The organism is Pseudonocardia sp. HH130630-07 (assembly GCF_001698125.1).
GTDB lineage: Bacteria > Actinomycetota > Actinomycetes > Mycobacteriales > Pseudonocardiaceae > Pseudonocardia.
Genome location: NZ_CP013854.1, coordinates 1,251,107 through 1,266,290, shown reverse-complemented (window position 1 = coordinate 1,266,290; position 15,184 = coordinate 1,251,107). Strand labels below are relative to the sequence as shown.

Here is a 15,184-nt window from a genome sequence, read left to right as displayed (position 1 = left end):
CGCACGACCCGAGGAGACGCTCGATGACCAGGCGGGTGGTGACCCGGGACGGGACCGGGCTGCACGTGTGCGAGTCCGGCCCGGCGTCCGCGCCGGTGACCGTCGTCCTCGTGCACGGCTGGACCCTCGACGAGCGGTGCTGGGCCCCGGTCGCCGACGCACTCGCCGTCTCCGGCACGCCGGCCCGGGTCGTGCGCTACGACCACCGCGGGCACGGCCGCTCCGACGACACCCCCGACGAGCTCAAGACGATCGACCGGCTCGCCGACGACCTGGCCGAGGTGATCGGGCAGGTCGTGCCGTCCGGCCCGCTGGTGCTGGCCGGGCACTCGATGGGCGGGATGGCCGTGATGGCCCTCGCCGAGCGGTACCCGGACCTGGTGGCCGACCGGGTCGCCGGGGTGGCGCTGGTGGCGACGGCCGGCGGCGGGCTCGGCGCGGCCGCGACGCTCGGTCTGACCGGCCGCCCGGCCGCGTACTTCCTGGCGGGCAAGGACCGGCTGACCCTGAGCCCGTTCTGGACCGGCCGCCGTGCGCTGAGCACGCACCCGTCGCTGCTGCGGGCCGGCCTGCAGCCGCTGCTGCTGGGCCGGCGCCCGGACCGGCGTGCGGTCCGGGCGACCTGCGAGGCGATCGCCGGGTGCCGGCCCAGCACCATCTCCGGCTTCACCCCGACCCTCACCGAGCACGAGCGGGCCGAGGCGCTCGCCGCGTTCGCCGGGCTGCCGGTGGAGATCATGGCCGGCGGCCGGGACCGGCTCACCCCGGTCCGGTTCTCCCGCCGGATCCGGGACCGGCTCCCGCACGCCGGGATGACGGTGTTCCCCGACGCCGGGCACATGCTCCCGGTCGAGCGGGTCGGCGGGGTCGCGTCGCGGATCGCCGCCCTGGTCCGGACGGCGGGTGCCGTCCGGCCCGGGTGAGGCGGTTCAGGCGCCGTCGGTGCTCTGCTTGGGGAACCCGGCGATCCCCCGCCAGGCCAGCGAGGCCATCAGCGCGACGGCCTCGTCCCGCGGGACCCGCTGGTCGGAGTCCAGCCAGAACTGGGCACCGACCTGGCTGAGGCCGACCAGGCCGACGGCGAGCAGCCGGGCCCGGTCCTGGTCGAGGCCGGCGTCCTGGGTGACCGCACCGGCGACCGCGTCGATGCAGCGGGCCAGCGCGTTCTCCACGAGCGCCGCGGCCTCCGCGTCGCCCCGCAGGTCCGACTCGAACACCAGGCGGTAGGCCTTGCCCTCACCGGCCACGAAGTCGAAGTAGGCCTCGACGGCGGCCTGCACCCGCTCCTTGTTGTCGTCGGTGCGGTCGATGGCACCGGACACCCGCTCGACGAGCTCCTCGGCGTAGGTGGTCAGCAGCGCCTGGTAGAGCTCCAGCTTCCCGGGGAAGTGCTGGTAGAGGACCGGCTTGCTGACGCCGGCGCGCTCGGCGATGTCGTCCATGGCGGCGGCGTGGTAGCCCTGGTCGGCGAAGACGTCACGAGCGGCCAGCAACAGCTGGGCGCGGCGCGCTCCCCGGGACAACCGAGCGCCTCGTGGCGTCGCGGTTCCGGTCATGTCCCCCTACCTTTCACCCGGTCTGGGCTCACCCTACCCGCAGGTAACCGGGAATTCGAACGTTGCGTGCACGGTGTGGTGCCCCCAGGTCACCGGACGGGGCGAACACCCCGGAGACGGACCGCTGCCACCCCCAGCAGCGGTACCGCGACGGCCACCGGGGTCCCCGCGACGGCGGCGACCGCACCGAGCACGGTGCCGGTGGCCGCGAGCAGGAGCCCGGCCCGTGCGTGGGCACGGGCCCGCCGGGCCACCCCGAGGGCCGTGGCCACCTCGGTGGGGCCGCCCCGCACGACGATCCTCGCCGATCCGCCGACCGGCGCCGGGACCGGGTCCGGCCCGGTGCCCCAGGGGTACAGCTCGATCGCGAGGTCCGCGCCGTCGAGCGCACCGGGATCCGAGCGCGGGTCGGCGGCCACCGCGACCGTGTGCCCGCCCGCCCGCAGCCCCGCGACGACGGCGGCCCGCCCGGCGGGATCGGGGGCCGGGCGCACGGCGTCCGGCGCGGTGGGGTCGAGGCCGACCGCGGCCGCCAGCGCGCGGGTCGCGGCGTCGGTGTCCGGGGGGACGAGCACGGGGACGACCCCGGCGGCGCGCAGGGCGGCGACGCCGTCGCGGGCGTCGTGGTGCGGGTGCCGGGGCAGCGCGAGCACGGCGCGCGCCGCCCCGTCCCAGGCGACGGCGAGCACGGTGCCGTCCGGCACCGCGGACGGGCCGGGCGCCGCGCGGAGGTCCGCGGGCAGCACGATGCCGTGCTCGGAGAGCCAGCCGGCCGAGCCGAGCAGCACGGCGTGGGCCACGACCCGGGTCCCGGCGGGATCGGCCGTGTCCGGCGGCACGAGCTCGGCCACCAGCCCGGAGACCCCGGTCCCCGCGCGCTCGTCCGGCTCGGCGGCGTCGGGGACCTCGTCCGGTACGGCGGCGGCCAGCGCCCTGGCGACCGGGGCGAAGCCGGAACCGGGTCCGGCGCCCGCCGCGACCGACGCGGCCATCCGCAGCGCGGTCACCGGGTCGGCGCCGTCGGACGGGTGCACGGTCACCGGCCCGGCCACGGCCCCGGTGAGGACGTCCGGGCCGACGAGCGCGACCGTGTCGACCCGGAGGATCACCGGATCGTCGGCCCGGCCGGCGCCCCGGCCGCCGGCCGCACGGCCCGCCCCGGCGCGGGCCCGGCCGGTCGCGCCGCCGGCCCGGGCCGGGATCCACGACCGGCCCCACGGCGCGGTCCAGCCGACCGGATCGTGCAGGGTCGCGCCGGAGCCGCCGGAGCCGCCGGAGCCGCCGGAGCCGCCGGAGTCGCCGGAGCCGGCGGGCAGCGGGAGCCGTACGCCGGGGCCGGCGGCGCGGTCGGCGGCGCGCACCGCGGCCGGGACGGCCGCCACCAGTGCGACCGGGCAGGTGGCGAGCAGGACGGCGATCCCGGCCGGCACCGCCGTCGTCCAGGTGGCGCCGGTGCCGGCCCGGAACCCCGCCACGGCCACGGCGAGCAGCGCGGCGAGGGGCACCGAGCGGGCACTCCACCGGTCGGCGACCGTGCCGAGCCGGTCCGGGGGACCGGTGACCGGGTCCGGGGCCGCCCGGCCCGTCCGTCGGACCGCGACCGCGACCACCGTGAGGACCGCGGCCATCCCCGCCGGCGTGGGTGGCAGCGTCCCGTCCGTCGCGGACGCCGCGGGCCCCGCCCCGGTGACCGACGGGGCCGCGGCGAGCACCAGCACCGGGACCGACCAGGCCAGCGCGGTGACGGTGGCGAGGGAGATCCCGGTGTCCGCGGTGACGGTGGCCCGGCGCAGCGCGTGCACGGCGGCGCGGTGCCCGGCGCGCCCGGTCCCGGCGACGACCCCGAGCGCGAGCAGCGCGGCGGCCAGCGCCGGCACCGGGCCCGGCAGCAGCACCGGCAGCACGAGCGCCACGCCCGCGACGACGGCGTGGACCCCGAGCGGGACCCGGCGCACCCCTCAGCTCCCGGGGGAGGTCGGCAGCGAGAACTCGCAGGAGCGCAGGACGCCGCCCGAGCGGTAGTCGAGGAACAGCCGGTGGCCGCCGGCGTCGGGGACCGTGGCGGAGAAGGCGATGCCGGGCCCGGCCCGGTCCGCGCCGGACGCGCCGGTCACCTCCGGGCGGAGCTCGACCCGGGCGAGGTCGCCGCGGCGCACCGCGGTCAGCCGCCCGAACGAGCCGTCCGGCAGCGGTTCGAGGGCGGTGACCGGGGCGCCGTCCCGGCCGACGGTCGCGAACAGCCGGGACCGTCCACCCGGGACCAGTGCCCCGTCGAGCCGGACCTGCTCGTCGCTGCCGCCGCACAGCCCGGACCGGTCCTCGGCGGGGAACCGGAACGCGCCGTACGGGCCGGGGACGTGCACGTCCGTCCCCAGGTCGAGCCGTGGGCCCCCGGTCGGGGTGAACGCGGCGTAGAGCCGCCACACGCCCTCGCCGGGGAAGGTCACGGGTGCCCGCCACACGCCGTCCGGCCCCGGTACGGCCCGCAGCCGCAGGTACCCGGCGACGTCGCGGCGCAGCACCGCGACGTCCATCACCGGGGTGCCGTCGCCGGGGGTGTCGAAACGCAGCACCGGAGCCCCGTCGGACCCGGTGATGCGGAACGCCAGCTCGGCCGGCTCACCCCGGGTGAACAGCTGCTCGACGGGGGCGAGGGTGTAGCCGGCCGCGGTGCTGAGCACCCCGCCCGCGACCTGCTCGGGCGGCGGCCCGCTCCGGGCGGGGAGCGCGCGGTCGTCGATCACGGGGGCCGCCGCCGCCGACTCGTGCCGGGCGCTGCCCGCGGTCCACGCCGCGGTGAACACGAGGACCGACGCCGCACCGAACCCGACGATCCGGGCGGTGGCCGACGCGCGGCCCGGCCGATCGGCCGATCCGGTGGTCCGGCCCATGCGTCCTCCCGTGCTCGGCGTCCCCCGGGTACAACGCGCGGGCACCCGTGCCGTTGCGCTCCGTGGAGAGATGAACGCGTGGAGTGAGCAGGATCCCGCTGCGAACGAGACCGGCGTCACCCGGGACGGCGAGGTGCGGCACCGGCACGCCATCCTTGACCGATGGCCGCCGGTACGTCGCTCCCCGTTCATCAGCGCGTCACCGTGCCCGGGCCCCGCCCCGCGGACGGCCCGGTCCTCGCCGGCGGGCTCGGTGAGCTGGCGGCCGACCAGCCGCCGTGGCCCGGCCGCACGGTCACCGCGGGCGGGGTGTCACTGCACGTCCGGGAGACGCCGGGGGCCGACGGGGCCGAGGCGGTCTACGTGCACGGCCTGGCCGGCTCGGCGACGAACTGGACCGACCTCGCCGGGCTGCTCGGCACCCGGGCCGCCGGGCTGGCCGTGGACCTGCCCGGGTTCGGCCGGTCCGAGCCGACCGCGGCCCGCGACTTCACCCCGGACGGCATGACCGACGCACTGCTGTGCTGGCTCGCCGGGCGCGGCCGGCCGGTGCACCTGGTGGGGAACTCGCTCGGCGGGCTCGTCTGCATGGCCGTCGCGGCGCGCCGCCCCGAGCTCGTCCGGTCGCTCACGCTCGTCTCGCCGGCCATGCCGGACCTGCGGCCGGACCCGCGGCGGCTCTCGGACCCGCGGATGGCGCTGGCCATGGTGCCGGTGCTCGGCCGCGGCGCCCGCCGGGCGATGGCCGCCGAGCCGCTGCGCAGCCGGGCCGAGCGGGTCGTGCGGGTGTGTTTCGCCGATCCGCGGCGCGGGTCCGAGCGCCGGCTCGAGGAGCTGATCTCCGAGCACCGCTACCGGGCGACCCTGCCGTGGGCCGGTGAGGCGACCGACGGCGCCACCCGCGGGCTGCTGGCCCTCTGGACCGGCCGGACGGCGTGGCAGCTGGCGGCCCGGGTGCGGGTGCCCACGCTGGTGGTGTGGGGCGGCGCCGACCGGATCGTGTCCCCGCGGCTGGCCCGGCGGACCGCCACGGCGCTGCGGGCCGGGCTGCTGGTGCTGCCGGGCACCGGTCACGTCGCCCAGATCGAGCGCCCGCACGAGGTCGCCGCGGCCGTCGCCGGGTTGTGGGACTCCGCGGGGTCGGTCACCGGGACCGGTGTCCGGGAAGATGGCGCCGACCCGGTGCGTTGAGACGCACCGAGACCGCACGCGACACGCGAGGAGTGGACGAGATGGCGCTACCGCCGCTGGTGGAGCCGGCTGCCGAGCTCACGAAGGAAGAGATCGAGCGGTACAGCCGCCACCTCATCATCCCGGACGTCGGGATGGACGGGCAGAAGCGGCTGAAGAACGCCAAGGTCCTGGTCGTCGGCGCCGGTGGGCTGGGCTCGCCGGCCCTGCTGTACCTGGCCGCCGCGGGCGTCGGGACGCTGGGGATCGTCGAGTTCGACGTCGTCGACGAGTCGAACCTGCAGCGCCAGGTCATCCACGGGCAGTCCGACATCGACCGCCCGAAGGCCGAGTCGGCCCGCGACTCGATCCGCGAGGTCAACCCCTACGTCGAGGTCCGCCTGCACAACGAGCGGCTGACCAGCGAGAACGTCCTCGACGTCTTCCGGGACTACGACCTGATCCTGGACGGCACGGACAACTTCGCCACCCGCTACCTGGTGAACGACGCCGCGGTACTGCTGGGCAAGCCCTACGTCTGGGGCTCGATCTTCCGGTTCGAGGGCCAGGCCTCGGTGTTCTGGGAGGACGCCCCGAACGGGCAGGGCCTCAACTACCGCGACCTCTACCCGGAGCCCCCGCCGCCCGGGATGGTCCCGTCCTGCGCCGAGGGCGGCGTGCTGGGCGTGCTGTGCGCGTCGATCGGCTCGATCATGGTCAACGAGGCGATCAAGCTGCTGACCGGCATCGGTGAGCCGCTGCTCGGCCGTCTGGTGATCTACGACGCGCTGGAGACCACCTGGCGCCAGGTCAAGATCCGCAAGGACCCGGAGACGCCGAAGATCACCGAGCTGATCGACTACGAGGCGTTCTGCGGCACCGTCACCCAGGACGCGCAGGACGCGGCGGCCGGCAACACGATCACCGTCGGCGAGCTCAAGCAGATGATCGACGCCGGCAAGGACTTCCAGCTCATCGACGTCCGCGAGCCGCACGAGTACGAGATCGTGAAGATCCCCGGCTCGACGCTGATCCCGAAGGACCGGATCCTGTCCGGCGCCGCGCTGTCGGAGATCGCGCAGGACCGGCCCGTGGTGCTGCACTGCAAGTCCGGCGGCCGCTCCGCCGAGGCGCTCGCGGCGTTGCACAAGGCGGGCTTCTCCGACGCGGTGCACGTCGGCGGCGGGGTCCTGTCCTGGGTCAAGCAGATCGATCCGTCGCAGCCGACGTACTGAGGTTCGCGCCACGATTAGCGACACCCACACGGCCGTCGTTCCTTCGTTCGGGAGCGGCGGCCGTCGTCGTTTGTGACCTGTTGTCGACTACTCACCTGGCGATATGCCCGATTTTACTGCGCCATTAGGGTGATGATCGCCCGTTCGTCCCCAAAATCTTGCCGCACGACGAAACATATCGACCGATCACCGCGACATGACGGTGTGCGCCGGTGGCCGGTGCGCGGGTGGCGGAAGGACTCGGGGTGGAAGAACCGGTGCGCGTGTGCGCCCTGGACGGTTGCGCGGAGCCGATCGAGCCGGTGCAGGGCCGACCGCAACGGCTCTACTGCTCGGCTGCGCACCGGCTGGCCGCGCGACAGGCCCGGCGGGCCGCGGCCCAGGCGGTGGGTGACGACAAGGTCGTCGAGACGCTGCCGTGGCTGCGCGAGCCCGAGCCGGTCGCCGTGATCGCCGCGAGCGCTCCCGAACCGGCCACGGTCGCCGTGGCGGCCCGGCCGGCGCCGCCGCCGCGTACGGGTGCCGCCCCGGGGGCGGCGCGGGCGGTGCCGCCCCGGTTGCAGGTCCCCGCGACGCTGCTGCGCCACCGGCGGACGCTCGCGCTCGTGGGCGCGACGGCCGTGCTGATCGGCGGGTACTCGATGGTCGCGCCGCCCCGCACGCTCGTCGGCACGCCCGTCGCGCAGGAGCGCACCGCGGAGGAGTGGGCCGGCGAGGCCAAGGTCGCGCTCACCTCGCTGGAGGAGCAGCTCGACACCCTGGAGCGCACGGAGCAGGCCTGGAAGAACTCGCCGCACGAGCAGGGGCGGACCCCGGTGGCGGTGGCGGAGCTGCGCCAGCAGCGCGACACCCTGCGCCAGCAGCAGGCCGCGCTGAAGTCCCAGCTCGACGCGTTCACCTCCCGTCCGGAGGCGGCCGACGCGCTGGCCCTCGCCGACCAGGACCTCGCCGAGATGGACCGGATCGTCTCCGAGCTGCCCCCGCCGACCCGGCGTTCCGAGGGGCAGATGGCGGCGGCGACCTCGCTGGAGGAGCAGCGCGACCTGCGCGCGCGCCGGCGCGACGCGTTCGCCGAGCAGCTGCGGGCGATCGAGGAGAACGTCGACCAGGCGCGGAGCGCCCCGCTGCCGGACGACCGCCGCGGCACCGAGGAGGTGTCGGGTGACGTCATGGCGCTCTCCCGGGGCGAGAAGCCGCGCAAGCCGGAACCGTCCGCACCGAACCGGCCACAGGTTCTGGCCGGTGGCCGCGAGCACGACGGCGACCGTGAACGGGACGACACCAGCACCAGCGGCCCGCCGGACCCGCGCGGTCCCGTCGACGAGACCAAGCCCCGGGCCGAGGGGCCCGAGGGTGCGTCCGGTCGCGGCCCCGGCGAGGCCCGGGAGGCGCGCGGCGTGGCGGACCGGGGCGAGCGGCCGCAGCGGGCCGAGCGACCGGCGGACGACCGCCGCGACGACGCCGGCCCGGGCAGGAAGCTGGGCGGGGCCGTCTCGGACGCCGCGGACGGCGTGGCCACGCTGACCGGCAGCAAGCGCGACGGTGACAAGGCCGACGGTGACAAGGCCGAGGGCGCGGAGAAGAAGCAGGCCAAGCCCGTCGGCAAGGCGCAGCGGGACAACGAGCGGGCCGGCTCCGGGGCGGACCGCTCCGAGCGGACCTCGCCGGCCGGGCCCGTCGAGAAGGTCGGCAAGGGTGTCGGCGACACCGCCCGCGGTGTCGGTGACGCCGCGGAGGGCGTCGGCGGAGCGGTCGACGGCGTCACCGGCGGCCTGCTCGGTGGCGGCGGCTCTAACCCGGGGCTTTCATCGCGGTTCGCCGAGCGGGGCGTGTCAGAAGGCTGGAGGGTGCCACTGACCAGCAAGGATGGGGATTGCTGAGGTCCCGTATCCGCGCGAATCAGGAGCACCCTCCAGGTGAAGAAGGCTATCGGGTTCTACTCGTGCCCGGACATCGACACGGCCGCGACAGCGGTGGTGTCGCATGCCGGGACGAGGCTGCTGACCGAGACCATCGGCAAGGTCGGGCTCGACCACGCTCTGTCGCAGGCGTTGGAACCGTGGCGGCCGCGGTTGGCGGTGCACGACCCGGCGAAGGTCCTGCTCGATCTCGCGTTGACGCTGGCCGCCGGCGGGGACTGCCTGTCCGACATCGCGCTGTTGCGTGCGGAGCCCGCTCTGTTCGGTCCGGTGGCCTCAGAGCGTGTTTGAGAAGGGTCGGCGTGTCTGCGCTGGATGCGTCCGGGTGTGGTCCATCGTGGAGGAGTGGCTCGGCGTAGGCGGCGGTACCCCTCGGACACCAGCGATGAGCAGTGGGCGTTGATCGAGCCGCTGCTGCCAGCGGCGGGGGCGGGAGGCCGGCCGGAGAAGCACGCGCGCCGTGATGTGGTGGATGCGATCCTCTACGTCGTGCGCGCCGGGTGCGCGTGGCGGGCTCTACCAGTGGATTTCCCGCCGTGGCAGACGGTGTACTGGTACTTCAACCGGTGGGAGCAGCAGAGGGTCACCGAGCAGATCCTCCCGATCGTGCGCCGTCAGCTACGCGCTGATGAGGGCCGCGACCCCGAACCCAGCGCGGGGATCATCGACTCGCAGTCGGTGAGGGGCGCTGACACGGTCGGGCGGGACACCCGCGGCTATGACGCCGGGAAGAAGGTCAACGGTCGGAAGCGGTTCATCGTGACCGACACCCTCGGCCTGCTGCTGACCACGATGGTGTGCTCGGCGTCGGTGCAGGACCGCGATGGCGCCAAGTCGATCCTGCTCGACCTCTACCTGCGCACGAGGGTGCGGTTCGTCTACGCCGACGCCGGGTTCGCCGGGCGCCTGCTGGACTGGGCGACCACGATCCTGCACACCAGCGTCGAGATCGTGCGCAAACCGCCTGAGCAGCGCGGATTCGCCGTCCTCCCGCGGCGGTGGGTGGTCGAGCGGACCCTGGCCTGGGTCACCGCGCACCGCCGCCTGGCCCGGGACTACGAACGCCACCCCGCAGTGTCCGAGGCCATGATCCGCTGGGCGGCGATCAACACCATCACCCGCCGCATCGCCCGTGGCGAACCCGCCCGACGCCAGCAGAAGTACGTAGTCACACCCTCAACATGATCTTCTCAAACACTCTCTCAGACCCGACGGTCTCCCGCACGGTAGATCGCCTCGCCGCCGACTCGACCGCGGTGTTGGCGGCGATCGATGCCGCCCGCGCCACGGCTCGGGCGAAGGTGTGGGCGCTGGCCGGTTCCGCCGCTCCCGACCACCAGACGGACGCGGCGAACCCGCTGGTCATCGACGTGGATGCCACCCTGATCACCGCCCACTCGGACAAGCAGGGCGCCGCACCGACGTTCAAGAAGGGCTTCGGGCACCATCCGTTGTGGGCGTTCTGCGACCACGGCGCGGCCGGGACCGGTGAGCCTCTCGCGGCGCTGCTACGCCCCGGGAACGCCGGGTCGAACACCGCCACCGACCACGTCACCGTCATCCGGGCGGCGCTGCGCCAGCTCCCCGACCACCGCCCGGGCAACCGTCCCGGCCGCAAAGTTCTGATCCGGGTCGACGGCGCAGGTGCCTCGCATGAGCTCCTCGACTGGCTGGCCGGGCAGCGTCTGTCCTATTCAGTCGGCTTCGGGCTGTCCCAGGCTCTGGTCGACCAGCTCGCCGCGCTCCCGGCCACGGACTGGCAGACCGCGCTCGATGCCGACCGCGAGCCCCGTCCCGGAGCCTGGGTCATCGAGGCGACCGGCCTGATGAACTTGACCTCCTGGCCGAAAGGGATGCGGGTGATCGTCCGCCGCGAGCGCCCGCACCCCGGCGCGCAGCTACGGATCACCGACCCGGACGGGTTGCGCTACACCGCATTCGCCACCAACACACACCCCGGTGGAGCGGGCCGCCAACTCGCCGACCTCGAGCTACGACACCGCCGCCGGGCCCGCGCCGAGGACCGCATCCGGGCGGCGAAGGACACCGGGCTGACCAACCTGCCCTTGCACGAGCTCGACCAGAACCGGATCTGGCAGGCCGTTGTCGCGCTCGCCTGCGAGGTCACCGCCTGGGCGCAGATGCTCGCCTACACCGACCACCCGGCGCGGCGCTGGGAACCGAAACGACTCCGGCTGCGGCTGTTCTCCCAGCCCGCACAGCGAGCCCGGCACGCCCGCCGAACCGTCCTGCACCTGCCCGCCCACGCACCCTGGGCCAGGCTGCTCTGCGAAGGCCTCGCCCGGCTGCGCGCACTCGCCGTCCCCGGCTGAGCCCGACCCCGCCGTCACGACGACCCAGGACCCCGACCGGACCAGTGGAAACCGGCGCCCACCCGAGCGACCTCGGCTGAACTGTCACACCCGCCAGGCAGAATCAGCGCCACCACACCGACGAGCACCGGTGTCGATCAAGCCGGGACTGCCCGACGAAAGATCCGGGCTAAGGAGAAGTCCGATTCGGGCGGGTCCGACCGGTCGGAGACCCCGAAGCGCGATCGCTCCGCGGACACCACGAAGAAGTCCGGCTCCGGAAAGGTCCCGACGACGAAGGCCGCCAAGACGGCCAAGGAGTCGAAGGAGAAGGAGTCCGAGCCCGCCGCCTCGACGAAGAAGGCGGACACGGCGAAGAAGTCCGACACGGCGAAGAAGTCCGACACGTCGAGCAGGTCGGACGACTCCGGCTCCGCGGACCGCCGCAACGGCGGCGGGCGGATCCTGCCGGTGGGCTCCGGCGGGTCCGGCGGCTCGGGGGAGACCTCGCGCTCGGACGCGTCGTCCGGGAACGAGCGGTCCGGCGGATCGCGCAGCGAGCGCGGCGGCGGGTCGTCGGGCACCCGGTCCGGGACACCGCAGTCGTCGGGCATGGCCCGTGCGGCCGCCGAGCCCTGGGTCGAGATGGCCATGGGCAAGGAGGCCGCCGCGCCGGTGCTCGACGAGGTCGACCGGCAGGAGGCGGCGGAGATGTCGCGGCGCAGCGGTTCCGGTGGCTCGGGGTCGGGCGACTCCGACCGGGGATCGCGGTCGGGATCGAGCTCCAGCCGTGACTCGGACTCGGGTTCGCGCAGCTCCGGCTCGCGCGGCTCGGACTCGGACTCGGGCCGGTCGGGTTCTCGGGGTTCGGATGCGGACTCGGGCCGGTCGAGCTCGCGTGACTCCGGGTCGGACTCCGGCCGGTCGGGTTCGCGCGGGTCCGGCTCGGACTCGGGGTCGGGCTCGCGGGACTCGGATTCGGGCCGGTCGAGCTCGCGTGACTCCGGGTCGGACTCGGGGTCCGGTTCGCGTGGTTCCGGGTCGGACTCGGGCCGGTCGGGTTCGCGGGGTTCGGACGCGGGTGACTCGGGCTCGGGCGGCTCGTCCTCCCGTGGCGACGGCGGCGGAGACAGCAGCGGGCGGGACGCCTGACGGTCCGCGGCTCGATGGCGGCCACCACTCGATCGTGATATCGACGCGGCACGCCGCTGGCGCGCCGCAGTAGGGCGCGCGGGGTCACCCGGGTACCGTCCCCGTCGTGACCGCCGCCCGCCCGCTCGCCTCCGCGCCGGCCGCGAGCGCACTGCCCGAGCACGTGCGTGTCGCCTTCGGCGTCCGTGACACCAGCCCACGCCCCGTCGTGTGGGCGGGCCAGCGGGCCTGGCAGTGCGGCGACGTGCTGCTGCGGCCGGTCGCCGACCACGTCGTCGCCGCCTGGTCGGCGACGGTGCTGGAGAACCTCGAGGTCGACGGCGTCCGGCTCGCCCGCCCGGTCCGCTCCTCGGACGGGCGCTGGGTGGTCGGCGGCTGGGCGGCCTCCCGGCACGTCCCCGGGGCACCGGAGCCGCGGCACGACGAGGTCGTCGCCGCGTCCCTGCGCCTGCACGCCGCCACCTCCACGGTGCTGCGGCCGCGGCTGCTCGACGACCGCGACGACCTGCTCTCCCGGTCCGCCGCCGCCGCGTTCGGCGAGCGGAAGCTGGACCTGCACCCGGCCACCGGCGGCACGTTGTTCGCCGAGCTGGCCGCGCACCGGCGCACGATCCGGCTCACCCCGCAGGTGGTGCACGGCGAGCTGTTCGGCGCGATGCTGTTCGACCCGACCGGCCGGCCCGCGGTGCTCGACCTGGTGCCGTTCTGGCGGCCTGCCGAGTGGGCCGCCGCCGTCGTCGTCGTCGACGCGGTCGCCTGGGGCGGCGCGGACGACGAGCTGATCGAGCGCTGGTCGGAGCTGTCGGAGTGGCCGCAGTCGCTGCTGCGTGCGGTGCTCTACCGGCTCGCGCTGCACGCCCAGCACCCGGAGGCGACGAGCGAGTCGCTGTCCGGGATCGAGCGGGTCGCGGGGCTGGTCAGCCGCAGGCTCTGAGCCGGGCACTCCTCACAGCCGCGGGCAAGTGGTTGTGAGATAACCGTTGCGGTGCCGTCACGCGGCGCCACCCGTCGGAAACTGGGGCTCCCTACCGTCGTCGCGGACGTGCGACGACGGCGATCAGGAGAGCGATCCGTGACCACTCCCGCAACACCCCCTGCCCGCCGGCTCGGCGGCCGCTGGATCGAGCACTGGGATCCGGAGGACGAGGGTTTCTGGGCCCGCACCGGCCGGGCGGTCGCGAACCGCAACCTGTGGCAGTCGATCTTCTCCGAGCACATCGGGTTCTCGGTGTGGACGATGTGGTCGGTCCTGGTCCTGTTCATGGGGCCGGAGTACGGCATCGACGCGGCGCAGAAGTTCTTCCTGGTCGCGGTGCCCACCCTGGTCGGTTCGATCCTGCGGCTGCCGTACACGTTCGCGGTCGCGCGGTTCGGCGGCCGCAACTGGACGGTGTTCTCCGCGGCCCTGCTGATCGTCCCGCTGGTGCTGGCGCTGGTCGTCCTCCGGCCCGGGGTCTCCTACCCGACGCTGCTGGTCGTCGCCGCGTTCGCTGGTGTCGGTGGCGGCAACTTCGCCTCGTCGATGGCGAACATCAACGCGTTCTTCCCGGAGCGGAGCAAGGGCTGGGCGCTGGGGCTCAACGCCGGTGGCGGCAACCTCGGCGTCCCGGTGATCCAGCTGCTCGGGCTGCTGGTGATCGCGCTGCTGGGCGCCGGGCAGCCGCGGGTGCTGATCGCGGTCTACCTCCCGCTGGTCGTCGTCTCCGCCGCGCTCGCCTGGGTGCGGATGGACAACATCGCGGCGATGTCGAACGACACCGGAGCGTTCACCGAGGCGTGCCGGGACCCCCAGACCTGGATCATGTCGTTCCTCTACATCGGGACCTCCGGCTCCTTCATCGGCTACTCGTTCGCCTTCGGCCTGGTGCTGCAGAACCAGTTCGACCGCACCCCGTTGCAGGCCGCGACGGTCACCTTCGTCGGCCCGCTGATCGGGTCCCTGATCCGTCCCTACGGCGGCCGGCTGGCCGACCGCTTCGGCGGCGCGACCGTCACGCTGTGGAACTTCGTCGGCATGGCGGTGGCGACGGTGGTCATCATCGCCGCGTCCGGTGCGCAGTCGCTCGGCGTCTTCACGGCCGGTTTCATCCTGCTGTTCACGCTGTCCGGGATCGGGAACGGCTCGACCTACAAGATGATCCCGGCGATCTTCACCGGGCGGGCGCGGGTGGCGATCGCCGCGGGTGCGGACCGGGAGACCGAGCTCGGCACCGCGCGGCGGCTGTCCGGTGCGGTGATCGGCATCGCCGGGGCCGTCGGTGCGCTGGGCGGGCTGTTCATCAACCTGGCCTTCCGCGAGTCGTTCCTCTCCGTGCAGTCGGGCACCCCGGCGTTCTGGGCGTTCCTCGCCTTCTACGTGCTGTGCATCGGCGTCACCTGGGCGGTCTACCTGCGGCCGCGGCGGGCGTCCGTTCCCGGTGCCGCGGAGCTCGCCCGGGTCTGACCCGGAAATCCCGTTGCGGCTAACACTGTCAGGGTTACCCTGACAGCATGACCACGATCCCGGACCACGTCCTCACCGTCGACGTCACCCCGGCGGCGACCGCCGTCACCGCGGCCGCCGTCGCCGAGCTGGACCGGCACGCCGACGCGATCGCCGGCGTCCCGCCGCTGCCCGGCACCCCGGAGTGGGAGGCCGAGCAGGGCACCGACGTGCCCGCGCAGCGGGAGACCGCGTGGCGGCTCGTCGCGTTCCGGATCGGGCTGGCCGCCGGGCTCGACCCGTTGCCGCACCTGGTCGTGCTCCGGCACACCGGCGTCAGCTGGGACCTGATCGGCCGGGCGGCCGGGATCACCCGGCAGTCGGCGCACGAGCGCTGGGCGCCACGGGTGGCCGCGGTGACGGCGGGCCGCGACCCCGGCACCCGCCCGTGACGCCCCGCCCCACTCCGCCTGCCGATCCGGCCCGCCGGGCGTGGCACGGCACCGGGCCCCGCCGCCCTACCCCGC

The 15,184-nt window shown here is 74.9% G+C and carries 12 protein-coding genes and 2 pseudogenes; 10 read left to right on the top strand and 4 right to left on the bottom strand.

Going from position 1 to position 15,184, the window contains the following annotated elements:
- The first annotated feature begins 23 nt into the window (after nucleotides 1-23).
- Nucleotides 24-923: an alpha/beta fold hydrolase gene (locus AFB00_RS06025; RefSeq protein ID WP_068796406.1), complete on the top strand. Its 900-nt coding sequence runs from the start codon at nucleotides 24-26 to the stop codon at nucleotides 921-923.
- Between the two features lie 6 nt (nucleotides 924-929).
- Here AFB00_RS06025 and AFB00_RS06020 read toward each other — a convergent pair whose 3' ends face one another.
- The 3 genes from AFB00_RS06020 to AFB00_RS06010 all read right to left on the bottom strand — a co-directional run bounded on the left by AFB00_RS06020 (nucleotide 930) and on the right by AFB00_RS06010 (nucleotide 4,447).
- Nucleotides 930-1,556: a TetR/AcrR family transcriptional regulator gene (locus AFB00_RS06020; RefSeq protein ID WP_068796405.1), complete on the bottom strand. Its 627-nt coding sequence runs from the start codon at nucleotides 1,554-1,556 to the stop codon at nucleotides 930-932.
- 89 nt (nucleotides 1,557-1,645) lie between these two features.
- On the bottom strand, nucleotides 1,646-3,511 hold the full coding sequence (locus tag AFB00_RS06015; RefSeq protein ID WP_068796404.1) for a hypothetical protein: 1,866 nt from the start codon (nucleotides 3,509-3,511) through the stop codon (nucleotides 1,646-1,648).
- Nucleotides 3,512-3,514: 3 nt separating this feature from the next.
- On the bottom strand, nucleotides 3,515-4,447 hold the full coding sequence (locus tag AFB00_RS06010; RefSeq protein ID WP_068796403.1) for a hypothetical protein: 933 nt from the start codon (nucleotides 4,445-4,447) through the stop codon (nucleotides 3,515-3,517).
- A 204-nt stretch (nucleotides 4,448-4,651) separates the two neighbouring features.
- Between AFB00_RS06010 and AFB00_RS06005 the strand changes: the two genes are divergently transcribed.
- From AFB00_RS06005 to AFB00_RS05980, 6 genes and pseudogenes are all read left to right on the top strand, one after another.
- Nucleotides 4,652-5,638: an alpha/beta fold hydrolase gene (locus AFB00_RS06005; RefSeq protein ID WP_231974248.1), complete on the top strand. Its 987-nt coding sequence runs from the start codon at nucleotides 4,652-4,654 to the stop codon at nucleotides 5,636-5,638.
- 41 nt (nucleotides 5,639-5,679) lie between these two features.
- On the top strand, nucleotides 5,680-6,852 hold the full coding sequence (gene moeZ / locus AFB00_RS06000; RefSeq protein WP_068800043.1) for an adenylyltransferase/sulfurtransferase MoeZ: 1,173 nt from the start codon (nucleotides 5,680-5,682) through the stop codon (nucleotides 6,850-6,852).
- Between the two features lie 245 nt (nucleotides 6,853-7,097).
- Nucleotides 7,098-8,732, top strand: a complete 1,635-nt coding sequence (locus AFB00_RS05995; protein WP_156819402.1) for a hypothetical protein — start codon at nucleotides 7,098-7,100, stop codon at nucleotides 8,730-8,732.
- 48 nt (nucleotides 8,733-8,780) lie between these two features.
- A pseudogene (locus tag AFB00_RS05990) lies at nucleotides 8,781-9,053 on the top strand (transposase); the annotation flags it as partial.
- A 33-nt stretch (nucleotides 9,054-9,086) separates the two neighbouring features.
- A complete protein-coding gene (locus AFB00_RS05985; protein ID WP_068795877.1) occupies nucleotides 9,087-9,956 on the top strand; it encodes an IS5 family transposase in 870 nt (289 codons plus the stop codon).
- Nucleotides 9,956-11,104, top strand: a pseudogene (locus AFB00_RS05980) (IS1380 family transposase); the annotation flags it as partial. The gene AFB00_RS05985 and the pseudogene AFB00_RS05980, both read left to right, overlap by 1 nt.
- Before the next feature lie 137 nt (nucleotides 11,105-11,241).
- On the opposite strand, the gene AFB00_RS33000 reads toward AFB00_RS05980, so the two are convergent.
- The gene (locus tag AFB00_RS33000) at nucleotides 11,242-11,736 is read right to left on the bottom strand and encodes a hypothetical protein (RefSeq protein WP_156819401.1); all 495 of its coding nucleotides are present in this window, start codon (nucleotides 11,734-11,736) and stop codon (nucleotides 11,242-11,244) included.
- Between the two features lie 605 nt (nucleotides 11,737-12,341).
- Between AFB00_RS33000 and AFB00_RS05965 the strand changes: the two genes are divergently transcribed.
- From AFB00_RS05965 to AFB00_RS05955, 3 genes are all read left to right on the top strand, one after another.
- A complete protein-coding gene (locus AFB00_RS05965; RefSeq protein WP_156819400.1) occupies nucleotides 12,342-13,169 on the top strand; it encodes a TIGR02569 family protein in 828 nt (275 codons plus the stop codon).
- Between the two features lie 138 nt (nucleotides 13,170-13,307).
- Entirely contained in the window at nucleotides 13,308-14,678 is a 1,371-nt protein-coding gene (locus tag AFB00_RS05960; protein ID WP_068796396.1) for a nitrate/nitrite transporter, read from the top strand.
- Between the two features lie 47 nt (nucleotides 14,679-14,725).
- Nucleotides 14,726-15,109, top strand: coding sequence for a hypothetical protein (locus AFB00_RS05955; RefSeq protein WP_068796395.1), 384 nt, complete (start codon nucleotides 14,726-14,728; stop codon nucleotides 15,107-15,109).
- The last annotated feature ends 75 nt before the right edge of the window (nucleotides 15,110-15,184 follow it).